The sequence below is a fragment of the Rhodospirillales bacterium genome, assembly GCA_028824295.1.
In the GTDB taxonomy this organism is placed as follows: domain Bacteria; phylum Pseudomonadota; class Alphaproteobacteria; order TMED109; family TMED109; genus VXPW01.
This window is the reverse complement of the sequence record JAPPED010000010.1, coordinates 20957-43378: the sequence shown is the minus strand read 5'-3', so window position 1 is coordinate 43378 and position 22422 is coordinate 20957. Positions and strand designations below refer to the sequence as shown.

At 65.8% G+C, this 22422-nt stretch carries 24 protein-coding genes, 1 tRNA gene and 1 pseudogene; 14 read left to right on the top strand and 12 right to left on the bottom strand.

Annotated elements, in window-relative coordinates:
* The first annotated feature begins 362 nt into the window (after positions 1-362).
* Positions 363-1238, top strand: coding sequence for a TauD/TfdA family dioxygenase (locus tag OXH60_05610; protein ID MDE0711594.1), 876 nt, complete (start codon positions 363-365; stop codon positions 1236-1238).
* Positions 1239-1655: 417 nt separating this feature from the next.
* Positions 1656-2492: a universal stress protein gene (locus tag OXH60_05605; protein MDE0711593.1), complete on the top strand. Its 837-nt coding sequence runs from the start codon at positions 1656-1658 to the stop codon at positions 2490-2492.
* A 324-nt stretch (positions 2493-2816) separates the two neighbouring features.
* Here OXH60_05605 and OXH60_05600 read toward each other — a convergent pair whose 3' ends face one another.
* The 3 genes from OXH60_05600 to OXH60_05590 all read right to left on the bottom strand — a co-directional run bounded on the left by OXH60_05600 (position 2817) and on the right by OXH60_05590 (position 7022).
* Complete coding sequence (locus tag OXH60_05600) at positions 2817-3983, bottom strand: lactate racemase domain-containing protein (protein ID MDE0711592.1); 1167 nt, start codon at positions 3981-3983, stop codon at positions 2817-2819.
* A gap of 244 nt (positions 3984-4227) precedes the next feature.
* The gene (locus tag OXH60_05595) at positions 4228-5757 is read right to left on the bottom strand and encodes a DHA2 family efflux MFS transporter permease subunit (protein ID MDE0711591.1); all 1530 of its coding nucleotides are present in this window, start codon (positions 5755-5757) and stop codon (positions 4228-4230) included.
* Between the two features lie 74 nt (positions 5758-5831).
* Positions 5832-7022, bottom strand: a complete 1191-nt coding sequence (locus tag OXH60_05590) for an HlyD family secretion protein (GenBank protein MDE0711590.1) — start codon at positions 7020-7022, stop codon at positions 5832-5834.
* 453 nt (positions 7023-7475) lie between these two features.
* Here OXH60_05590 and OXH60_05585 point away from each other — a divergent pair, with 453 nt between their 5' ends.
* From OXH60_05585 to OXH60_05575, 3 genes are all read left to right on the top strand, one after another.
* Entirely contained in the window at positions 7476-8042 is a 567-nt protein-coding gene (locus tag OXH60_05585) for a DUF3365 domain-containing protein (GenBank protein MDE0711589.1), read from the top strand.
* Between the two features lie 696 nt (positions 8043-8738).
* Positions 8739-8963, top strand: coding sequence for a hypothetical protein (locus OXH60_05580; protein ID MDE0711588.1), 225 nt, complete (start codon positions 8739-8741; stop codon positions 8961-8963).
* Positions 8957-9301 (top strand): type II toxin-antitoxin system PemK/MazF family toxin, encoded by a 345-nt coding sequence (locus tag OXH60_05575; protein ID MDE0711587.1) that lies wholly within the window; start codon positions 8957-8959, stop codon positions 9299-9301. The genes OXH60_05580 and OXH60_05575 overlap by 7 nt, the downstream gene beginning before the upstream one ends.
* 934 nt (positions 9302-10235) lie before the next feature.
* Here the strand turns inward: OXH60_05575 and OXH60_05570 are convergent.
* The 4 genes from OXH60_05570 to OXH60_05555 all read right to left on the bottom strand — a co-directional run bounded on the left by OXH60_05570 (position 10236) and on the right by OXH60_05555 (position 11819).
* Positions 10236-10787, bottom strand: coding sequence for a DUF6036 family nucleotidyltransferase (locus tag OXH60_05570; GenBank protein ID MDE0711586.1), 552 nt, complete (start codon positions 10785-10787; stop codon positions 10236-10238).
* Positions 10771-11184 carry a hypothetical protein gene (locus tag OXH60_05565; GenBank protein MDE0711585.1) on the bottom strand — a complete coding sequence of 138 codons (414 nt, stop codon included), beginning with the start codon at positions 11182-11184 and terminating at the stop codon, positions 10771-10773. Before OXH60_05565 ends, OXH60_05570 begins: the two co-directional genes overlap by 17 nt.
* 204 nt (positions 11185-11388) lie before the next feature.
* Positions 11389-11464 (bottom strand) — tRNA-Ala (locus OXH60_05560).
* A gap of 61 nt (positions 11465-11525) precedes the next feature.
* Positions 11526-11819 (bottom strand): TIGR02300 family protein, encoded by a 294-nt coding sequence (locus tag OXH60_05555; GenBank protein ID MDE0711584.1) that lies wholly within the window; start codon positions 11817-11819, stop codon positions 11526-11528.
* Between the two features lie 700 nt (positions 11820-12519).
* Here OXH60_05555 and OXH60_05550 point away from each other — a divergent pair.
* The gene (locus OXH60_05550) at positions 12520-13041 is read left to right on the top strand and encodes an SRPBCC family protein (GenBank protein MDE0711583.1); all 522 of its coding nucleotides are present in this window, start codon (positions 12520-12522) and stop codon (positions 13039-13041) included.
* 404 nt (positions 13042-13445) lie between these two features.
* On the opposite strand, the gene OXH60_05545 is transcribed toward OXH60_05550, so the two are convergent.
* Positions 13446-14087, bottom strand: coding sequence for a DUF1013 domain-containing protein (locus OXH60_05545; GenBank protein ID MDE0711582.1), 642 nt, complete (start codon positions 14085-14087; stop codon positions 13446-13448).
* A gap of 169 nt (positions 14088-14256) precedes the next feature.
* Between OXH60_05545 and OXH60_05540 the strand changes: the two genes are divergently transcribed.
* The 4 genes from OXH60_05540 to OXH60_05525 are packed head-to-tail and all read left to right on the top strand — an operon-like array spanning position 14257 to position 15703.
* Complete coding sequence (locus OXH60_05540) at positions 14257-14646, top strand: NADH-ubiquinone oxidoreductase subunit NDUFA12 family protein (protein ID MDE0711581.1); 390 nt, start codon at positions 14257-14259, stop codon at positions 14644-14646.
* A complete protein-coding gene (mlaD, locus tag OXH60_05535; protein ID MDE0711580.1) occupies positions 14609-15064 on the top strand; it encodes an outer membrane lipid asymmetry maintenance protein MlaD in 456 nt (151 codons plus the stop codon). Before OXH60_05540 ends, mlaD begins: the two co-directional genes overlap by 38 nt.
* A gap of 16 nt (positions 15065-15080) precedes the next feature.
* Entirely contained in the window at positions 15081-15305 is a 225-nt protein-coding gene (locus OXH60_05530; GenBank protein MDE0711579.1) for a hypothetical protein, read from the top strand.
* 8 nt (positions 15306-15313) lie between these two features.
* Positions 15314-15703: a DUF2155 domain-containing protein gene (locus tag OXH60_05525; GenBank protein MDE0711578.1), complete on the top strand. Its 390-nt coding sequence runs from the start codon at positions 15314-15316 to the stop codon at positions 15701-15703.
* 13 nt (positions 15704-15716) lie between these two features.
* On the opposite strand, the gene aat is transcribed toward OXH60_05525, so the two are convergent.
* The 4 genes from aat to aroQ are packed head-to-tail and all read right to left on the bottom strand — an operon-like array spanning position 15717 to position 18771.
* Positions 15717-16445 (bottom strand): leucyl/phenylalanyl-tRNA--protein transferase, encoded by a 729-nt coding sequence (gene aat, locus OXH60_05520; GenBank protein ID MDE0711577.1) that lies wholly within the window; start codon positions 16443-16445, stop codon positions 15717-15719.
* Positions 16442-17791: an acetyl-CoA carboxylase biotin carboxylase subunit gene (gene accC / locus OXH60_05515; protein ID MDE0711576.1), complete on the bottom strand. Its 1350-nt coding sequence runs from the start codon at positions 17789-17791 to the stop codon at positions 16442-16444. Before accC ends, aat begins: the two co-directional genes overlap by 4 nt.
* Positions 17792-17798: 7 nt before the next feature.
* Positions 17799-18275, bottom strand: coding sequence for an acetyl-CoA carboxylase biotin carboxyl carrier protein subunit (locus tag OXH60_05510; GenBank protein ID MDE0711575.1), 477 nt, complete (start codon positions 18273-18275; stop codon positions 17799-17801).
* A gap of 22 nt (positions 18276-18297) precedes the next feature.
* The gene (aroQ, locus tag OXH60_05505) at positions 18298-18771 is read right to left on the bottom strand and encodes a type II 3-dehydroquinate dehydratase (GenBank protein ID MDE0711574.1); all 474 of its coding nucleotides are present in this window, start codon (positions 18769-18771) and stop codon (positions 18298-18300) included.
* A 76-nt stretch (positions 18772-18847) separates the two neighbouring features.
* On the opposite strand from aroQ, the gene thiS reads away from it, so the two are divergent.
* The 4 genes and pseudogenes from thiS to OXH60_05485 all read left to right on the top strand — a co-directional run bounded on the left by thiS (position 18848) and on the right by OXH60_05485 (position 22391).
* Positions 18848-19819 carry a sulfur carrier protein ThiS gene (gene thiS, locus OXH60_05500; protein MDE0711573.1) on the top strand — a complete coding sequence of 324 codons (972 nt, stop codon included), beginning with the start codon at positions 18848-18850 and terminating at the stop codon, positions 19817-19819.
* Between the two features lie 63 nt (positions 19820-19882).
* On the top strand, positions 19883-20896 hold the full coding sequence (locus OXH60_05495; GenBank protein MDE0711572.1) for an NADP-dependent oxidoreductase: 1014 nt from the start codon (positions 19883-19885) through the stop codon (positions 20894-20896).
* 184 nt (positions 20897-21080) lie between these two features.
* Positions 21081-21389 (top strand): annotated as a pseudogene (locus tag OXH60_05490) (hypothetical protein).
* Between the two features lie 6 nt (positions 21390-21395).
* On the top strand, positions 21396-22391 hold the full coding sequence (locus OXH60_05485; GenBank protein ID MDE0711571.1) for a glycosyltransferase family 1 protein: 996 nt from the start codon (positions 21396-21398) through the stop codon (positions 22389-22391).
* Positions 22392-22422 lie beyond the last annotated feature (31 nt).

Below are 22422 nucleotides of genomic sequence, written 5' to 3'. Positions count from 1 at the left end.
ACAGACAATTACCGTCTCGCCCCGTTCGACGGCCTCGATATACCGCGAAAAATGAGCCTTTGCCTCGGCGATGTTGATCCTGATCACGACGATATCGTGGATGAAAAGTTTGGTGATCTCGAGTCGCACAACTGTGATGTGACAGTGCGCCCGAGTGTGTTGTACCAGCCGTCTCCAGCAGCAAAGATGGGCCGGTTCCCTTCTGGCCGCTCCCCCAGGCTGGTGAAGATCCGCCGGGTGGCTCCGAGGTTTCCAGTCAACATTCACCAGCCCCCTTCAACGCCCGCACAGTTGCACAGAGCCGAACTCGACGCCACCATGGGGTCCCGCCTATCGGATCTTATCGAAACGAGGGTCTCTCCATGATTCGTTTCGAAGCGCTCGACGGCCCGTTCGGCCAAGCCGTCCATGGCGTGGACCTCAAGGCAGGTGTAAGTGACGACGAATTCCTCACGCTGTCGCAGGCACTCTACCGGCATCGCCTGCTGGTCCTGAAGCAGCAGAACTGCGACAAGGACGCGTATCTCCGGTTCGGCCGCCAGTGGGGAGTCCCTATCCAGCACGTCATCGATACGGCACGGATGCCGGGCTACCCGGATCTCCTCGAAGTAGGAAACGTGACGCGACGCTGGCGGGAGTACAGCCGGAACACCGCCGTCTTCTGGCATACGGACCAGTCCTACGAGGCCGAAGTTGCCAGCGCGACCATGCTGTACGCCCAGAAGGTCCCCGATGTGGGCGGCGAGACCCGAATTCTCGACATGAAGGCCGCCTACGACGGTCTTGACCAGGACACGCGCGCACGCGTCGACAAACTGGTCGCGGTTCACTGCTACGGGGCGACGGCTGGCCGCGACAGTGAACACCCGACCCAGCAACTCACCGACGCGCAGGCAGCCACTGTGCCGCCCGTGTTGCATCCGCTGGTGCGCGCTCATTCGATCACGGGCGAGCGCACGCTGTACGCCGTCAGCGGCACGCCTCGCGCCATCGAAGGCATGCCTCAAAAGGCCTCGGACGCCCTCCTGCGGTCGCTCAAGGACCATTGCGTGCAGGACAAGTACATCTACGCGCACAAGTACGAGGTCGGCGATATCGGCATCTGGGACACCCAGATGACCATGCACTCCGCGGCTCCGATGGACGATCCGGACGGTCCCGGGACCGAGCGTCTCCTGTGGCGGATCAGCTTGCGGGGCACGCCGGGGTTGTACCGGGGGGAGCGCGCCGCCGCGTGAACGGCCGCCCGCTCCCGTCGGGACGCGGCCGGCCCGTAGCTTGAACGTGGACGTGTAATCTCGGGCCACTCGGTGAAGCGCGCTCGGTGTTCGTGCAGCGACGCGAAAGCATGCCGGGCTCGGGGATCCCAGGCAGCCAACCGGCGTTTCCAACTCGTCTCATCCTGAAAGTCACAGCTATCGTGCGCCGGCATGTGCCGACCGAAGATCGGCCAAGTGGCGGAACGCGCGCGCTCCAGACGACCTGCTTGGCCGCCGACCCCGCCGTGCACTAAATTTCCGCCAGGCCAATCGATTGGCGCCGATCACCCGTCCGGAGAGGCTGACGCCCGGACGTTGTGATCCTGCGCCGGCGGCGCGGTGCTACTTCCACAAGAGTTCAAGAACGGCTGCTGAGGCAGCTGCGAGGAGTACGCGATGGCTTACAAGGACATTCTCGTGGTGGCGGACGACACGCTTGAAAGCAAGGAGCGCGTGCAGTACGCGATCCGGCTGGCCGCCCGCCACGAGGCACACGCGATCGGGATGATGCTTCGAGACGACCTGTCGTTCGCCGGGTACGCCGCCGCAGACGTGTTTTCGGGAGATCTGGACACACGGCGACGGACGGAGGACGCGGCCCATGCACGGGTCCGCGAGGGGTTTGAACGAAGCGCGCAGGCGGCGGGGGTCGCCCATGAATGGCATTCCACGGAGGGCGACCCGGTCAGGACGACTGCCCTCTTCAGCCGGCACGCAGACATCGCCGTCATCGGACAGAGTGGGCGCGAAGGCGGTGCCTTCGGGGCATCCCGGGACCTAGCCGAGCACGTCCTCCTTGCGAGCGGGCGACCGGTCATCGTGGTTCCCCACTTCGGCACCTATCCGAAGGTGGGCGAGCGCGTAATGGTGGCGTGGGACGCGAGCCGGGAATCCGCCCGGGCGGTAGCCGACGCACTCCCCATCATGCAGCAGGCGGCCGAGGTTGTGATCTTCTCGGTGGACCCAGAGGAGCGAGGCGACCGGCACGGTCCCGTCCCCGGCGCGGATCTCGGACGGCATCTCGCGCGGCACAGCGTCAACGTGTCTGTGGAGAAGCTGAACGCTCCGGACGTGCCGATCTCCGACCTGATCCTCAATCGGATTTCAGACGCCGGGATCGATCTCCTTGTGATGGGTGCGTACGGCCATGCCCGCGTGCGGGAGCTGTGGCTCGGCGGAGTCACGCGAGACCTGCTGAAGAGCATGACGGTCCCGGTGCTGCTGTCGCACTGATCGCTCGGCTCACCGCAGCACGACCCCGGCGGCGCGGCGGCACGAACGCCTTGACAGGCTCCAAGCCGAATTTCGGCAGGCTGTGGCTGTCCGTTTGACCGCGCCACACGACGGACAAGCCCTTATTTGAATTCCTGCAACAAGGCGTCCCGCTATTGTATGTTAATGGATTAACCTTCAATAGTCGGTCCTCTAAACGAAAGGGATCACTCTTGTCCCGGTTCGGTGCCATGTGCTGGGCGGGGGGTGAGAAGACGACGGCGGGCACCTTCCCGGCGATCCGGCGGGTGCAGGACATAGCGATGGCGGGGAAGCAGGCCCTCGTCAGGGAGCAGCGAGCGCGAGCGCGTCGTCGAGGCGGATCGGGGCCGGCGCAGACAGCACTTCGATGTTCGAAGCGGCGCGCGCCTCGCCGAGCAGCGCCTCCGAGGCCCACATCTCGTCGAGCATTGACGTGTTGCGGATCCACGCGAGCCGGAGCGACGCTGGATCCTCCTCGGCCCGGAAATTGAGCAGGACCTGCAATGCCTGCAGCTCGTTCTCCACCAGCATCGGTACCTTGCAGACGGACAGGCGCTTCGCGGTGAACGCATTCATGTACGTGGAGTTGAGGTCGACGTGCGGAAGCAGCGAGCGCGGCATGATGTCGGCGTTTCCCAGGCCGACCGCATTGCCGTGGGTGTCCTCGGTCAGCCCGCGCACGTAGATGGCGCCGATCCGCGGGCTCGTCATGCCATCCTTCTTCCCGATGACGTTGGTGTCCATGCCTGCACCGCTCACGTTCTTCCCCATCTCGTCGACGATGAGGCCGTCGAGATCCTCGAACGGAAGCCGGGGCAGAAGCGAGTAGGCGCGTTCGAGCAACTCGCCTTCCGCCTCGACAAGCGCGTCGAAGCGTCCCACCGGCACGCCCTGGACGACGGCGGTCTCCTTGAATGCGTTCTCCACGAGCGCGATGGCCCCGACCAGCCGCGGTCGGGCGGATTCCACGATCATGCGGGACGCTTCGAGCACGAGCCGGCCCATGCCCAGCCGCAACGCCTGATGGTGGATCTTCGACGCACCGGCCTGCTTGCCCATGCCGATCACGAGCATCTTGCAGATGCCGCTCTCCACCCGTTCGGTGAAGCCGGTGTGCGGCTTGACGCGATTGACCACGAGCACGCCGTCCGCTTCGTGGCAGATCCTGTCCTGGTACACCGGGAAACCGCTGGCGGTGGTCCCGATCTGCACCACCTCCATGCTCGACTCGATGGGGCAGCCGACGCTCGCCTCGGTGATGCCGTTGATGTCGTCCAGCACCCGCGCCTGCCCGTCGGCCGTCGCGCCGCCGTGGCTACCCATCGCGGGGACGACGATGGGACGGGCGCCCGCATCGCGCAGCGCGCCCACGCACTCGCGCACTACGGTTGCGAGGTTCGCGATGCCCCGGCTCGAACCCGTCACCACGATGCGCTGGCCGGGCCACACAGCGGCGACCACCGGCGCCATCTCCCGCCGCACCGCCGCGACAAGATCCGGCTCGATCGGGCGCGGGAACTGCTGGCGGAGCCGGAAGACGGACGGAACATCGTCCGGGCCGACGCCGGCGTGGGAGTCGTCAAGCAGGAAGCGGGTGGCGTTTTGCATGGGGCAGGGTGACCTTAGCGCGAAGTCTTGACCGTTTCACGACTGTCGGCGCGAAGCGATGACATGCTCGCACCGTGCAACCGCATGGAACCTGTCGTGCAGTGCTTCACGGGCCACGTACCCTACTATCGGCACCGCGCCGCCGCGTCGGCTGGATTCCTGCAATGCTCTTGAGGAACAGCACCGAAGGCGCCAGCAGCAGCATTGCTGCACCAAGCCCCAGCATCGATTCGTTGAACGCCAGGACCATCGCCTCGCGTTCCGCAACCAGGTAGATGTAACCCGCCGTTCCCCGGACGGCAGCAAACGAGTCTGACACCGTCGGTTCCAGGCCGCGGTAGAGCATCCGCAGCCAGTCGTGGGCCACGGCGGCCGAGTTCCGGGCAACGTCCGACAGATGGGTGTAGTGGTGCTGGATTCTGGCTTCCAGGATGGAGTTCATCGCGCCGATCCCGACCGCCGCGCCGAGCCGCATGATCAGGTTGAACAAGCCCGACGCGTTCTTGATGCGGTCGGGCCCCAGATAGCCGAGCGCCAGGTTCAGGATCGGGAGAAACGTCAGCTGCGCGGCGAGGCCGCGCACGGTCTGCGCCGGAAACACATCCCAGAAACCCGGTCCGGCAAACATGAAGCCCTGCATCAGGGTGCCCGTGCCCATCATCAGGATGCCGACGAGGGCCACGATCCGGCGCGGCCAGATCCGGAACAGCGCGAGCGTGATGAAACCGGACAGGAACTGGCCGACCCCGAGCACGAACACCATCTGCCCGATGACGATGCTGTCGAGCAGGCGCACCCGGGCAAGAAATACGGGGAGCAGGTATCCCGGAGCGAACAGCACGACGCCCCAGCAAAACACGACGGCGCTCCCGAGCGCGAAGTTCCGCGTCTTGAACACCGAGAGGTCGACCACCGGATTCTTGCACGTGAGTTCGCGGGCCAGGAACAGCAGGAGGGCGATGGCCGACACCGCGGTCAGTGAGGTGATCAGGTCGGAGGCAAACCAGTCGGCGCGGCGACCCTCTTCCAGCACGACCAGGCCCGGGCCCAGGACCAGGATCGCGAGCACGATCCCTGGCAGGTCCGCCCGTTTCCAGAGGCCCGTCTCCGGCGAGTCGTATCGGCCGAGCGACGCGCCGAGCAGGGTCACGACGATGCCGAACGGCACGTTGGACAGAAAGATCCAGCGCCACGACAGGGACTCGGCGATGAAGCCGCCGAGGATGGGGCCGAGCGCGCTGGCGGCGGTCGCGAAGAGCCCGACCAGCATGCTCACGCGATCGCGGGCCTCCGGTCGGTAATGCGTGAACATCACCGAAAAGACGCACGGCATGATGCCGCCGCCGAACAGCCCCTGAACGGCGCGGAAGGCTACGGCGGAATTGATGTCCCAAGCGAGCGCACAGAGGACCGACCCGACGGTGAACCCGCCCGCGCACATCGTGAACATCCAGCGGATCGACAGCACCCGCAGCAGCCACCCGGACATCGCGAGCATCACGACTTCCGCGATCAGGAACGACGTGATGATCCAGCTGACCTCGTCCGGTCCGGCCCCCAGACCCGACTGGATGTGCCGGAACGCGATGGCCAGATTCTGAACCCCCATCAGGTTCAGGAACATCCCGCCGGTCATCGCCCAGAAGGCGAGACGGCCGGATGGTGTCAGTCCGCCGACATCGATTGCTGGCGGCAGGACGGAGGGCGTGCTTACGGTGTGCGCTCCGCTAGGGCTGCACCCTGCGGCGCCGTACGAGTGTCAACCGCGACCACGACCGACATGCCGGGCACGATCCGGTTGGTGAGGGCTTCCGGCGTCTGGAACCGGATCTTGACAGGCACTCGCTGCACGACCTTCACGAAGTTGCCGGATGCGTTTTGCGGCGGCAGCAGCGAGAACGACGCGGCACTTGCCGGCGCGAAACTCAGGATGTGGCCGGTGATCGGATGGTCCGGGAACGCATCGACCTCGATTCGCACTTCCTGCCCGACGCGCAGCCGTTCCAGCTGCGTTTCCTTGAAATTGGCCGTAACCCAGATGCTGTGCAGCGGCACCACTGCCATCATCGGCCAGCCTTCCTCGATGTAGAAGCCCGGCTCAACCGTCTGGTTGGCGATGAAACCCTCGATCGGCGCGCGCACTTCGGTCGACGCCAAGTCCAGTTCCGCCGCCTCCAGCTTGGCCTTCGCGCTTTCGAGTGCGGCGGCGGCACTCTGGTGGCGGGCGTTCGCCCGGCTCAGGTTGGCTTCGCGTTCCGTGGCCTCCGCGTCCAGCTCGGCGATCTCGGCATCGAGCACCAGAAGCTCGCTGCGGAGCTTGGCGGCGTCAGCGATGGCGGCCTGGAGATCGTGTTCGGCGCGCACCAGCCGGGTCCTGGCGTCATCCAGACCGCTGCGGCTGATTGAACGCGCGTCGTACAAGGTCTCCGCCCGCTCGGCGTCCATGGCTGCGTGGTCGCGCTCGGCCTCCAGCGAAGCCGCCCGGGCCTCAGCGCTGCGCACTTCAACCTGCTTCGCCACCTTGCGGGCTTCGGTCGTAACCCGGTGGCCGGCCACGGCGGCACCTGCGGCGTTGGCGGCTTCCACCTCGGCGAGGGCAGCGGACATGGCTGCCGAGGCCACCTCGACACTCGCTCGCCGCTCGTCCACAACCGCTTCCAGGGGCTCGGTTTCGAACACCGCCAGCACGTCGCCGGGATGGACATGCGTGTGCGTCGGCGGAGGTACTTCGGTGACATAGCCGCTGATGCGGGAAGCAATCATCGTGATGCTGCCGCGCACGTAGGCGTTGTCGGTGACCTCGAAATGGCGGCGCTCCTGCCACCAAACGGTGCCCCAAACCCCGAGCCCCGCCACGATGACGACGGCCATCAGCAATGCCACGATCGTGCTTGTCTTCACGGATCAATTCCGTCCGAGGCCATGCCCCGTTGCCGGATCGGTCAGGTGCAGGCCTTTTCCAAGCCATACACGCTCCACCTGCATCGAAAAGGAGTCAAGGAAGTCATGCAATTTCTGCATGATGAGCAATGCCCAAAACTCAGCAGATTTCAGAAATATCCGTGCGAACTTTTGCGACCATGGTATGCAGTAATTGCATGGCTCAGATCCTCTGAGCCGGCCCGGGCCGCTCGTTCCCCGACGTCCGTCCCGGCCATTCGGCTTCGTTGCCGAACCGGGCCCGGTGCCGTTTGCGAACCCGCCCTGGCCTGCTGCACGGCAACATGCTGCGACCACCGGCAAGCGATTCGCGGCCGGCCGACGAGTCGCGCCGATCCAGTGCGTTGCCGGGACGGACGTCCGTGAGCCGCGATTTTGATAAGCTGGATCGCGAACCACCGTCGAAGGTCGCTTATGCGAGTGTTTCTGGCCGTCCTTGGTCTTCTTGTCGTCCTCAACCCTGCGTTCGCCGATGACGACGTGGCCGCACGCACGGCGGCCAGCCGGGATGTGATCAAGTCGTTTGTGGGTGCGCTGAAGGAACAGCTGTCACTGGCCATGGCCGACGGCGGGCCGGTGGCCGCAATCGAAGTGTGCAATTTGGCCGCGCCCGGCATTGCACAAGCGGAATCCTCGGCCCGCGGATGGCGCGTCGGACGGACCAGCCTGAAGCTCAGGAACCCCGACAATGCACCCGATGCGTGGGAAATGGCCGTCCTTCAGGACTTCGAAGCCCGCAAGGCGGCCGGGGCCGACCCGAAGACGCTGGACCACGCCGAAATCGTGGCTGGCGACGGTCATCGCAACTTCCGGTATATGAAGGCCATCATCACGCAAGAGGTCTGTACGACATGCCATGGCAGCAGTATTGCGCCGGAGATCATTGCCCAGCTTGACGCCTTGTATCCGGTCGATCAGGCGCGCGGCTTCGCGGCAGGAGACATCCGGGGGGCGTTCACGATCGTCCAGCCGCTGGAGTAGCGGCCCCCACTCCGTCTTGCGTGCTGTTTCAATCGTGAGACACCGACATTAGTGTCGCCCACCGACCGCCGCCCGTGGTCGCGCCTCCAGTCAAACACCACGTAAGTTGTCGCTGTTTGTCCCTTGTGGGGTCTTGGCCGTTTGCACTTCTGAGAGTTCAGCGGCCCGCCCGGCAACCGCGCCCGCGGGGACCACCAGGTTGCTTGCCATGCAGAGCCGCCTGACCGCGTTCCGACGGCTGTCGCCGAGAAAAACTGGCACGCCCCGCGGGTATCATGTCCGGCCCGGCACCGTCCTCCGCATGTTCTGCCGCCCACGCCCCGAGAGCGACTTTGTCCGGTAAGGCCATGATCGACCCCGAATGGCGCGCCGACTTCGACGCCGCCGCCGGAGGCCACTCCAACTTCGTCTGTCCTATGCCTTCGTCAAGACCCGCAAGCCAATTGCTGCACCGCGAATAACTCAGGCTCGAACTCCTCGGCAATCTCGACCGTCCAGCGCTTGCCGGCAGTGTGCCGGCGCCCGAGTATGACGTTACTGACATGTCGTGTCCCTGCGCCGGCCGGGCCACGACCGTGCGGATCTGGTCGCCGACGACGCCTGGAAGTTGCGTGGGCGCGCTGAACCTAGTCCAGAACCCCTCGACCTTGACCGTCCGCCATGGGAGGTGGTTATACTGCGGGTATGAAAACAGCCGTGTCCATCCCCGACGACATTTTCGCTCGCGCCGAACGACTGGCCTCGCAGGGACGCCGGTCCCGAAGCGAAGTCTACGCGGCGGCGCTCGACGAATATCTCGCGCGCCATGCGCAAGACGAGGTCACCGACGCGATGAACCGGGTATGCGGCCAGGTCGGAGGGAACGATGACGCCTTCCTCGCTGCCGCCGGCAGGCGGGTGCTCACCGACACCGAATGGTGATCACCCAGGGCGATGTGTGCTGGGCCGAGTTACCCGAGCCGACGAGGTCGGGGTCGGGCTTCCGCCGGCCGGTCGTCGTCGTCCAGGGCGATGCGCTGAACCGGAGCCGGCTGGCCACGGCGGTGTGCATCCCGCTCACGAGCAACCTTCGGTGGGAGGACGCGCCGGGCAACGTGCGGTTGACCGCCGCGATGACGGGGCTGCCGAAAGATTCCGTCGCGAACGCGACACAGATCGTCGCGCTCGACCGGTCGCTCCTCGAAGAACGCACGGGCCGGATTTCGTCGGCCAAGCTCGGTCTGCTGCTCGCGGGCATCGACACCGTCCTCGGCCGTTAGGACCGAAACCGGCCTCTGCGGACGGCCGCATCGCTCCGCTGTCTGCGCCGCGCCGCCCTGAGCGTTTTGCTCCTGTTCATCTTGTCCCAACGTTTCCACCGGACTCCGCGTTCTTCGCGCCGTCCGTCACTGGCCGACCCCGCGCGGAGAGGCTCGCTGTCTACGAAGAGAGCCGCGACATCTGCATCGGCGGGATGCTGGCAGGCATGTAGCCCCGTCGTCGCTTCTCGAGCGACAGCCCGCCCCGCGTAGCCGTCGCCCCGAGCACCCGATCATGGCCGTGTAGATGGTCGCATCAATCGCAAGGTGGAGCGTCTTCCCATCGCGTATGCAGACAATAACTACGTATCGTTTCTCTGCGGGAAAGCTGTTGAGCAGCACTATCCGCTTCCCGTGCATGGTGTAAGCGCCTCCCTTGAGGTCCTCGGCACCCGCCGGAATCCGGTGCCGCCAAACCTTGAATCGGGTCTTTGGCCGAACTGGAATCTGCACAAGTTTCTCTCAATGACTGCCCCGGCCAGAACCAGTCTCCGGCTGTCCGCTGGCACGCTCGATGCGCGCGCTCAACGCTGTCGGCCGTCCGTTCGGTCTCCTCGCGTATCTATTCGAGGGCGGTCACTAATACCGCATTGGCTTGTACCTGTTGCTCGTGGAGTGGTGCGGCTAGCCAGGCTGTTCGCAGACGCTGGCCAACACGAGGATGGCAAGCACGCCCTGCGTGATCCTTATCTGTTCGCCCATGAAATCGAGTGTGCGGCTCAAGGCTTGCTGAGGGACCGGCTCAAGTTCCGGGATCTTCAGCTTATGAGCAGGCGCCCTGTCTGAAACGCACCTTCAACTTCGCCGTCCAGAAATCGGAAGTTTGCAGGGCGCGGCCGAACCGACGTGCGGAAAACGCCAGTGTATTTCAGACTGCTGCTCTCAGGCGCACGGGTCAGCACCGGCCCGGTTCCGCCAACATGGTGTCGAGGATCTTGCGGGCTCGGCCTGCCTGCTCCGAATGCGGGAACAGATCAGCATGGATCGCCATGGCGGCGTTCGCGTCCTGGATGTCAAGGGTCCGGAGCAGCGTGGCGATGTCGGCCTGATCGGTGCGCCGCGCGGCCTCCAGCTTCATGGCCAGCAGGTGTTCGGCCGAGGCACCGGTGATGATCAGGTGCGGCGAGTCGAACACGACCGGAACCCGTTGGTCGGGCGCCGCCGGAAGGTAGGCGGTGGCCTGTTCGTTCAGCCAAGTGGTCGGCAGTCCGTGCCGTCGGGCAATGGTGCTGACCGCCGTCAGCACGGCCTGGTGGCCGTCGTCGATCCGGGCGTCGACGTCCTGCGTGGTGCGGTCGCGCTGGTAGGCCATGGTCATCGCTGCCCCATCGATGATGTAGATGCAGGCGCGGACCCGCGCTTGCGCGAGTGCATCCGCAAGTTCCTCGAAGAGCTGGAGCAGGGTGTCGCGGTCAAGCGCGCCGGGCGGATTACGGGACCCAGGCATGGCGCTCTCCACCGCGGGCATCCAAGTCGCGCGGGTCCGGCAGCGCCCCGTGGCGGATGAAGGCAGCCGGTGCGTACAGGATCGCGTTCCGCCGCATGAACGGGATGTCGGGGAGTACCCAGGTACGGTCCAGGAAACGCTCGGGTTCGTCGATCCAGGCCGGCAGGTCGTGGCGATGCAGCCGGGCGACGTGCTCGATCATGGCCGCGATCAGCGCATCCCAGCGGGTGTGGGTCAGCGACGGAGCCGTTGCGAGGACGCCAGCCTGGGCCTCGGCCGGCAGGCCGTGGAACCGGCGTGGAAGGTCATGCAGGATCGCTCGTTCCAAGTCGGCGGCCGGCCAGCCGCTGCGGACAGCGTTGGCGTAGGTCTCGAGCACTAGGCGGAATTCGGTCATGCGAACCGCGCCAGTCCAGTCAGCGTGCGCGTTGGAGATGTCGAATGACGTGGTCGGATTCGTGGAAACTTCAAGTTTGCACTTTATGAAAAATTTCGGTGTGTTTCACAGCTTGCCGCCGTTAACCATTAGTTGTGCCCAAACTCTAGGTTAACCATGAAATGATCGTTTCGATCAACTCATGCGAACAATCTCGATTCCGGATGGTGGAGCCGAGGGGGGTCGAACCCCTGACCTCGTGAATGCCATTCACGCGCTCTCCCAACTGAGCTACGGCCCCGATCCTCCGGCGGGTTGGCTGGATTGTGTGCAAACGAATGCAGGCGTGCAACCTGTCGGCGCTATTCGTCCTCCAGTGCTTCGTCCTCGATGGTCGGCTTTGGAGAGGGTCCGAGCGTCACGCTATCGGTGTCGTCTTCGAACTCATCTTCCTCTTGCTTGGTCTCGTCGGTAGCGTCGTCCACGACGTCATCACTGGCGACGTCGGTCTTTTGCACGGCCGCCGCCGTCCTCTGCTGCATGATTCGGACCTCGTTTCCGCATTTCGGGCACTTGGGCGGTGACTTGTTGAGGTCGAAGAAGAGAATGCCGCAGTCGCTGCATGCGCGTTTCTCTCCAAGATCGAGTTCCGGCACGATACAAGTCCTTCGTGGAAATCGGTGCGGAGGGGACGCCCCTTTGCCACGATCGCCTGTGCGAGTCAAAGCCTGCGGTTCGCGGGCGCGGCGGACGGCCGACCCCGGCATCCCCAGCGGGACCGGATAATTCCAATCGGTGACGGATCTCCGGGACATACGGGCCATTGTCACGCGGCATACGGTGCTCCCGTTCGCCCGCGCGCCAAGCCCCGGAGCCAGCTGGCCGGCGGTTCGGCACGGACCAGCGGAACCAGGATCGGCCGCCGCCAGGCGTCTGGCTCCGCCGTCCAGCGGGTTGACCGCCGTCTGGAGGGCTTCGGCCAACGCGACGCGCCGGGCGCGTAGAGACAGAAGACTCTCCCGCCAATGTCCGTCGAATGGCGCTACACAACCGCGAGGATCGCGGCGCCGGCAACGGCAGCATCGACCGCGTTGCCGCCGTACCAAAGCACCACCATTGCCGCCAGCCTCTCGGCCGGACACCATGCGACAGCGGCGATGCGGAGGAACCTGCGGGGGACCGGCAGGAACGCTGAGACCGCGCATCGGATGCTTCCCCAGCGTCACCAAGGAGATTCGCGGGCATTTGTTCGGTCATGCTATCGTGGCGTCGCACGATATCCGTGCAGTCCAATCACGCGAATCCGTCGCCCCCTTTCCACAGCCTGGGGCCGTCCCTCGCCAAGGAGCACTTCTCATGAACCATCTGGTCCGCGGTGCCGCTGCCGCACTCTTTGCCGCCGTCATGTTTGTTGCCAGCCTGAGCCCGGCACTCGCCGCCGACATCGAGGTCATTCACAGCGAAGAGACGGTGCAGGTTGCGCCGGCGGACGCATGGGCCAGCGTTGGCGGCTTCTGCAACCTCGCGGACTTCCTTAGCCTCGTCGTGAGCTGCGAGATCATTGCCGGCGACGGCGGCATGGGCTCCGTCCGACGCCTTGAACTGGCCAACGGCGAAGTGGTGGAGGAACCGATGGTCGCCAATGGGCCGATGCATTACACCTATGCGATGACCGCCGGTTTTCTTGCCGGTATCCAGTACCATGGCACCTTCATGGTGAGAGCCGGCGCAGAAGCAGGAACGAGCATCGTGAGCTGGACGGGCGTGTTCGATCGCGCTGCCATGCCCGACATGGCCGCGGCAGACGATCTTGCCGCCACACTGAACGGTATCTACGAGGCTGGCGCCAAGGAAATGGCGGCGTTCGTTTCCCAGTAACCATTGATTCCGAACGGGGCAGGGCACGCGCGCCTGCCCCGTTCCAGAGCACCCAACGGTGCCGTCGCCGAGAGACTTGTCTCTTCGGAAAAGTCCTGCGCTTCCTGCCACCGTTCGGACTTTCGCGCCTTGTCCGCAGCCGCCATCAAGTCGATCCACTGATACGGATTGACCTGTCAACCGGCGGCGTGATCGTCACTACTGGGACGTTGGTCCGGTGTCTGAAGGCCCGAGCGGGCGCGCTTGGGCCGACATTGGATCGCTCGGATACCCGCGGGATGGCGACAGTAGACGGCGTCGATCCGTCCGGCATCGACGGCATGGGGAAATTCGCCGAAGGCACGTCACCCGGATGTAGGCGCAGGCGTCAGCGCAGCTTACTCCCACGGGACGCGGGACAGCTCCTACTCGGAAGGCTCGGCCTGCCGCTCGGCCAGCGACCGTAAGAGCATGGGCTCGGCCGTGTCCTCGGCCGCCTTTCGCTGTTCCTCTTCCTCTCGTGCCCGCTCCCGGTCGAGCCAGCGTTTCGACTTGCGTGCTTTCTCGACCGCCTCCACCAATTCGGCCCGGCTGCACAAGTCCAGCAACACCGGATCACGGGGCGTGATGTTGGGCGAATTCCAGTGTTCCCGGTTCCGGATCTTGTCGATGGTCCCCTTGGTGGTCCCTACCAGCCGGCCGATCTGGAAGTCGCTCAATTCCGGATGTTGCCGGAGCAGCCAAGCCACCGCATCCGGACGATCCTGACGACGGGCTACCGGCGTGTAGCGCGGTCCCGTGCGGCGGGCCTCGTCATCCACGTTCAGGTTCGGATTGGTTGTCAGATGGGCTGAGGGATCCTGCTGACAGCGATCGATCTCCGCCTGCTCCACCTCGCCGCTGACCACCGGATTCCGGGCTGCCACGCCGGCGGCCACATCCCCATCGGCGATTCCCTGCACCTCGAGCACGTGCAATTGGCAAAACTGCGCGATCTGTTCAAAGGTCAGCGTCGTGTGGTCGATCAGCCAGAGGGCCGTCGCCTTGGGCATCAATGGACCGGTCATCTGGAATTCCTGAACTCGGCAAGAAACGGGCGGCACGATACATTTAGGGCGTGCGGTTCCCGTCGATTCCTGCCACACTTGGCGAACGGCGGCAATTTAGGGACCTCGTGTGCTTCCGGAGGGGTGACGTGCGACCCGTCTCCGGGCATGGAACGAGCAAGTAGCAAACGTGTCCAACAGTCCGGCAATCTGGCTCACCGTCCAGCTCTTTGGCACCAGGGTCGGCGTCGACGAATTCGGCAATCGGTACTACCGGGGGCGCCCGCTGGTTGGTGATCGGGAACGGCGCTGGGTGCTCTACCGAGGACCCGCCGAAGGGTCCGCCGTACCACCGCTCTGGCAGGCGTGGCTCACGCACACGACCGACCAGCCGCCCATCGAAGGCGCGCCCGCCCCCTATCCCTGGCAGCGACCGCACCGCCCGAATCTGACCGGAACGGCGGAGGCCCACCGCCCGCCAGGTTCGCTGCTCGGCACCACTCCCCCGTCGCCGCGTCCGTACCAGCCGTGGACGCCCGCACTTGACGAGGAGACTCCCCCTGTCCCGAAACGCTCTTGAAACGCTCCTCGGTGCCGTGGTCCTGGTGGCAGCGGCGTTCTTCCTGGTCTATGCCCACGAGCGTACCGCGCTGCAGACCAGCGGCGGCTACGAGCTCTCGGCCCGCTTTGCGTCGGTCGGGGGCCTCACCGTGGGCGCTCCCGTTCGCGTCAGTGGCATCACCGTCGGGACGGTCGTCAGCCAGGCCATCGATCCGGACACCTACGAGGCGGTGGTCACCCTGATGCTGGAACCCGCGGTCCAGCTGCCGAGCGATTCCTATGTTTCGGTAGCCAGCGACGGACTGATGGGGGGCGCCCACCTCCGCGTGAGCCCGGGTGCCGAAGACACCATGCTGGCACCCGGCGACACCATCGAGAACACCGAATCCGCAGTTGATTTCCTGCGCGCCATCTCGAAGCTCTTCGGCAACCAGTGACCCGCACGGACGCCCCGTGACTGCATCTTCGGAGTTCATTCCCGAGCAATGGCTTGCACCAGACCAGACGCCATTGTCCTGCACGGAAAAGATCAAGGTGCTCAACGAGAACATCCGCGAGATCCGGGATCTCGCGCGGGATGCGCTCGAAGACGGGGTGCTGATGGGCGCCGACCCCGAGCAGGTGCGCGCTGTCTTGGCGCGCTCTGTGCAGGACTTGCCGGAGCCGTTTTCGGACTGAATGCCGCCGTGGCCGAAGGACCCGTAGTGGTTCTGCGGGTCCTGGAGAAGGGGCCGGCCCGCGCGTACGCCATCGAGGCGCCGCTACACACCACGACCCGGGTGGGGCCGCTGGAGATCGTGCCGACCCGCTGCTGGGAACCACCGCCCGAGGACGTGCCCGAGAGTGCCGCGTTTCTCGTGATCACGGAGCTAGACCCGGCCAGCCGCTTCGCGGGCGCCGAGATCTTCAGGGGGTGGATGTTCGCCTCCAGTCCCGGCCTGTCGGCCCTCGAATACCCGACGCACGACGTCTGGGTGCTGGATTGCCGGCTGGGGGGAACCCCGGGACCTGAGCCCCGGGCGGAGCCGCCGACACGACCCGTCGAACCCGGGGTCGCGGACGAAAGCCCGCGCTGACCGCCACCGGCATCTAGACGGAAGGCACCGTTTCCGCGTGCCTCGGCCTGGCCGGACATGACCCGCCGATGGCCATGGGCAGGCGAACCGAATCCGGATACAGGTGGTCCGGCACTTGCCCGGCGCCACCGATCCGGAAAAAGTCGGCATCATGAGTCACTGCGACCTCCAGGTGCCGACGAAACGCGGCACGTGACAGGCGTTCCTGACCGAACTGGTCTAGGTGATCGTTCTCGAACTGTGCGTCGAGCAGCACGAACCCGCCGGCGCGGAGCCGGTCCACGAGGTGCACAAGCGCAACCTTGCTGGCGTCACGAACGACCGAAAACATGCTTTCACCGAAGAAGGCGCCGTTGACGGCAAGTCCGTAGAGGCCGCCAACCAGCTCACCGTCCCGCCAGCACTCCACCGAGTGGGCGTGGCCGTCCTCGTACAGCTGCAGAAACACGGTGCGGATCGCCGGATTGATCCACGTCTCCGAGCGGTCCCCGTCCGGATCGCACCGGCCGCAGGCGCCGATCACCGCCGGAAACGCCTGGTCGACCGTGAGCCCGAACGAGCGCTGCCGGAGCGTGCGCGCCAGTCGGCGCGGCACGTGAAAACGCGCCAGCGGCAGCACCCCCCGAACGTCCGGATTGATCCAGTAGACCTTCTGGTCGCCGCGGCTCTGCGCCATGGGAAACCAGCCCTGCCGATACGCTTCGAGCACCCCCGCTACTGGCAGGACGGCGGCCTCCGTCACGGATTCTCCCGGCCCATGAACTCTCGTTCCAGCCAGTGAACGTCGTATTCCCCGGCCACGAAATCGGGGTGTTCGAGGATGCGCTGGTGCAGCGGGATGGTGTTGGCCAGTCCGTCGATCGCGTACTCGCGGAGCGCGCGCCGCAGCCGGCGGAGCGCCTCGTCGCGGTCACGGCCGTGCACGATGAGCTTGGCGATCAGGCTGTCATAGTGCGGCGACACCTCGCTCCCGCCGAACATCGCCGAATCGACCCTGACCCCGGGCCCGGACGGCGCATGGTAGACGTCCGCCCGGCCGGGCTGCGGCGTCAGCGTCTCCGGATCCTCGGCGGTGATCCGGCACTCGATGGCGTGACCCGTCACGGTGAACGCGTCGGGCTCGAAGCTCACCGGCTCGCCGGCCGCGACACGCAGCTGTTCGCATACCAGGTCGATTCCGGTCACCATCTCGGTCACAGGATGCTCCACCTGCAGGCGGGTGTTCATTTCGATGAAATAGAACTCGCCGTCGTCGTAGAGCATTTCCACGGTACCCAGTCCGAGGTACCCGAGTTCCCGCACCGCCGCCACGATCGTGTCGCCGACCCGCCGCCGCGCATCGGCATCGATCGCCGGCGACGGCGCTTCCTCCACCATCTTCTGATGGCGCCGCTGGACCGAGCAGTCGCGCTCGCCCAGCTGCATCACGTTGCCGTGTGCGTCGGCGAGGATCTGGAACTCGACGTGCCGGGGCGTTGCCAAGTAACGCTCGGCGTACACGGTATCGTCGCCGAATCCCGCCAGCGCCTCGGCCCGCGCCAGTTGCCAGGCGCCTTCCAGTTCGGTCTCCGTCTCGACCACCTTCATGCCCCGCCCGCCGCCGCCCGCCGCCGCCTTCACGATCAGCGGGAACCCGATCTCTCCGGCCACGGCTCGAAGTTCCTCCAGGGAGGACAGCGCGCCCTCGGCGCCCGGGACCACCGGCACACCAAGGGCGCGCATGCGCCGGCGGGCCTCCACCTTGTCCCCCATGACCGAAATGTGTTCCGCCTTCGGGCCGATGAACGTGATGTCATGGAGGGCGACGATCTGGGCAAAATCGGCATTCTCGGAAAGAAAGCCGTAGCCCGGATGCAGGGCATCGACGCCGCTGACGTGGGCCGCCGTGATGATGGCGGGCACGTTCAGATAGCTCGACTGCACGTCGGCCGGGCCGATGCACACCGATTCGTCGGCCAGCCGGACATGCATGGCATCGGCGTCGGCGGTCGAATGGATGGCGACGGTCCGGACCTCAAGGTCGTGGCAGGCTCGGAGGATGCGGAGCGCTGCCTCGCCCCGATTGGCGATGAGCACCTTCCTGAACATCGGATGCCTACTCGATAATCGCCAGCAGAGCGCCGAACTCGACCGGCGTGGCATCCTCGACAAAGATCTGCGCCACGGTCCCGCCGCGGTGCGCCAGCACCGCATTCATCGTCTTCATGGCTTCGATGATGAAAAGCTGGTCCCCTTCGCCAACCTCATCACCTACCTTGATGAAGGGCTCCGCCCCTTGCGCAGCCGCCACGTACAGCGTGCCCACCATCGGCGACGTGACCGCCCCCAGGTGGTTCGCGAACTCTTCGGGACGGTCGGGATCCGGTGCCGAGGGCGCCGGCTCAGGTGCTGCAGGTTCGGCCGGCACCGGATCGGGATCGGGCGGGCGGTTGACAGGCGCCGGCGGCAGCGCCCCCCTGGCCAGCCGGATGGAGCGGCGCCCGAACGTCAGCTCGAGCTCGGCAAGGTCGGTCTCGTTCATCAACTCCGCCAACCGACGGAGAAACGGTTCGTCTACCGGGAAATTGGGCATGCCAGCCTTGCCGTCCCTCGTTTCACTGCCGGGTGGTCTCGCCAGCCGGCGGGGCATCCAGCATGGGCGCGATGGCCTCAAGCGCGAGAGCGTAACCGGCCACGCCGACCCCGCACAAAACCCCGTCCGCCCGGGCCGAGACATAGGAATGGTGGCGGAAGGGTTCGCGCGCGTACACATTCGAAACGTGCACCTCGATCACCGGCCCATCGAACGCCCGCAACGCGTCGAGCAGCGCCACGGAGGTGTGGGTGTAGGCGGCGGCATTGAGCACGATTCCGCCTGCTTCGGCTGCCGCTTCCTGAATCCAGTCGACCAGTACGCCCTCGTGGTTGGTCTGCCGGAAGTCGATCCGAATCCCGAGCGGGTCCGCCGTCCTGCGGCACAGTGCCTCCACGTCGACCAGGGTCTCGCGGCCGTAGATGCCGGGCTCACGCGTTCCGAGGAGATTCAGGTTCGGGCCGTTCAGCACGAACACGGTAGTAGCCTGTGCCATGAAAGGAATCTACAGTAACGGCACGGCAATGCCTTGAGATTCCGAGGAACGGCAAACGCGCGCGGGGTAGCATTCGGTGGAGATTTCGGTCAACGGTACGGAGCGTACCGTCGCCCCCGATCTATTGCTTGATGATCTTCTGCGGGACCTGGGGCTGGATTCCAGGAAGATCGCGGTTGAGCGGAACCGCGAGATCGTGCGGCGCGCCGAATTCGCGACTCTGAAGCTCAGGAGCGGCGACTCCATCGAAATCGTCCAACTGGTGGGCGGCGGTGACGATGACCGTTGGGAAGTCGCAGGCCGGCGCTTCCGTTCGCGCCTGATCATCGGCACCGGCAAGTTCGCGACCTACGCCCAGAACCGCGCGGCGCTGGAGGCCTCCGGCGCCGAGATCATCACCGTCGCCGTGCGCCGCGTGAACCTCGACGACCCCAACGCCGAACGGCTGACCGACGCGATTGATCCCAAGGCGTACACCTACCTGCCGAACACGGCCGGCTGCTACACGGCGGAGGATGCACTGCGCACCCTGCGCCTCGCGCGCGAGGTCGGGGGCTGGACGCTGGTGAAGCTGGAGATGCTGGGCGACCCAGACACACTGTATCCGGACATGCCTGAGACGCTCCGCGTGACCGAGATCCTGGTCCGCGAGGGGTTCGAGGTGATGGTGTACTGCACCGACGATCCGCTGCTGGCGCGACGCCTGGAGGATCTGGGGGCGGCCGCGGTGATGCCGCTTGGCGCGCCGATCGGCTCGGGGCTCGGAATCCAGAATCCGCTCAACATCCGCTTCATCGTGGAGCGCCTGCAAATCCCGGTCATCGTCGACGCCGGGGTAGGAACCGCCTCGGACGCGACGCTCGCCATGGAGCTTGGTTGCGACGCCGTCCTGATGAACACGGCGATCGCCGGCGCGGAGGACCCGGTGCGGATGGCCCGGGCGATGCGCGCGGCTGTGAGCGCCGGCCGCGACGCCTATCTCGCAGGCCGCATTCCGCGTAAGTTCGTCGGTGACCCGTCATCGCCCGTCACCGGCCTGATCGGGTAAAACCCTCTACTTCTCACGCCGCCCAACGCGGCGCCTTCTCGCCACCTAGTCCAGGAACCTGCCATGGCCGTCAATCGCCGGATCGTCCTTGCCTCCCGTCCCGTGGGAATGCCCACCGCCGAGAACTTCCGCCTTGAAGAGGAACCGGTCCCCGAGCCCCGGCACGGGGAAGTCCTAGTCCGCGCGCTCTGGCTGTCGCTCGACCCCTACATGCGCGGGCGGATGAGTGCCGGCAAGTCGTACGCCGCGCCTAACCCGGTCGGCGGGGTCATGACGGGGGGTGTCTGCGGACGCGTCGAGAAGAGTCAGGATCCGGCCTTCCAGGAAGGAGACATCGTCCAAGGATTTGCGCTCGGCTGGCAGGACTACGCGATCGCGACGTCGGCCCAGATTCGCAAGGTCGATCCTTCGCTCGCGCCCATCTCGACGTCGGTCGGGATCCTCGGCATGCCGGGGATGACCGCCTACTTCGGCCTGCTCGAGGTCGGACGCCCGGTTCCCGGTGACACGGTCTTGGTGTCCGCGGCGTCCGGCGCCGTGGGGGCGGCGGTCGGGCAGATCGCCAAGATCGGCGGCTGCCGAGTCGTCGGCACCGCCGGTTCCGACGACAAGGTGAACTACATCACCAAGGAACTCGGCTTCGACGCCGGCATCAATTACCGGGCGGCAGGTGACCTCAACGCGGCGGTTCGAGAAGCCTGCCCGGACGGCGTGGACGTCTACTTTGACAACGTGGGCGGTCCTGTCACCGACGCGGCCTTTGCGAATCTCGCGCAGTGGGGGCGGGTCGCCATCTGCGGCCAGATCTCCCAGTACAACAACACGGAGGAAGCCATGGGGCCGCGGTCGTTGCGGCATGTCCTGATCAATCAGGCCAGCGTGGAAGGTTTTCTCGTGTTCCGCTTCACGCAGAAATACCCCATCGCCCTTCGCCGCATGGCGCGCTGGATCAAGGAAGGCAAGCTGCGCTATCGGGAGGACGTCGTCGAAGGGCTCGAACGGGCGCCGGAAGCGTTCATGGGGCTGCTGCAGGGCAGGAACTTCGGCAAGCTGGTCGTAAAGGTGGCTGACGAGTAGGCCCTCCCCCGACGCGCGCCCGCCAATTGTCAAAAACTCTTCACGGAATGGACTCCGGCACGCATCACGTCACCTGCTCCAATTGCCGCTAGTTGGATAATGGCGGCGGGTCGGTCGACCGCCGCCACTGTTGGCGGGGTGCGTTCCGGACATGAACATCGTCGGTTTCCCCCGGCGGGTCAGCGGGCTTCCGTACTGATCGCTGTCGGGGTTCCTGAAGCACCGGGTCAAGAACGCGGTGCAGTTCATCGCGGATTTCGAGAACGCGCTTGCCCAGGAGGCACGTCAACGGGGGGTCAACGGCGTGATCTGTGGCCACATTCACCATGCAAAGATGCGCACCATCGGCGACATCCTCTATTGCAACGACGGTGACTGGACCGAGAGCTGCACCGCGCTCGTCGAGCACTTCGACGGCCAGCTGGAAATCCTCCAGGGCGGCACGCTGAGCCGCTTTAAGCGCCGGGCCTCGGAGCTGGCGACGGCGTCCTGACGCGTCATGCGCATCCTGATCGTCTCGGATGCCTGGCACCCGCAGATCAACGGGGTGGTCCGCACGTTCACCGCGCTCGAGCCGGAACTCCGGGCGCTCGGACACACGGTCCGGATCATCGGACCGGACGGTTTCCGGACGGCGCCGCTCCCGACCTACCGGGAGATCCGGATTGCCCTCGACCCGTGGCGCGTGCGCGGCACCATCGAAGCCTTCCGGCCGGAAGCCGTCCACATTGCGACCGAAGGACCCCTGGGCTGGGCGGCGCGCCGGTCGTGTCGCCGTTTGTCCACACCCTTCACCACCTCGTTTCACACCCGCTTTCCCGAATACCTCAAGGCGCGGACCGGCCTGCCGGAGGCATTTGGTTACGCCGTCCTGCGGCGGTTTCATCGGCGGGCCGCTACCGTGATGGCCGCGACGCCGAGACTGGTCGCCGAACTCGAGCAGCGGCGATTCGGGCAGGTCCGGCTTTGGAGTCGCGGTGTCGATACGTCGCTGTTTCGCCCCAGGCGTATGGATCGTGTGCCCGACAGCCCGCTATGGCTGACGGTCGGACGGGTCGCCGTCGAGAAGAACCTTGAGGCGTTTCTCGAGCTGAAGCTGCCGGGACGGAAGATGGTGGTGGGCGACGGACCGGCGAGGGAGTCCCTCCAACGCCGCTTTCCCGACGTCGAGTTCCCGGGCACCCGAACCGGAGACGACCTCGTCCGCACATTCGCGCAAGCCGACGTATTCGTCTTTCCGAGCCGCACCGACACGTTCGGCAACGTGATGCTGGAAGCGCTTGCCTGCGGCGTACCCGTCGCGGCCTATCCGGAGCCGGGACCCCTCGACGTGGTCGGCGATGCCCCCGAGGTCGCCGTTCTCGACCACGACCTAGGCAGGGCCGCACACGCGGCCCTCAAACTGGACCGCGTCGCCTGCCGGCGTTTCGCCGAAGGGCGCGGATGGGATGCCAGCGCGCGGCAGTTCCTCGCCAACCTCTCCCCTCTCCGCTGATCCGACGTGTCCCGAACCGGCAGGTCGATGA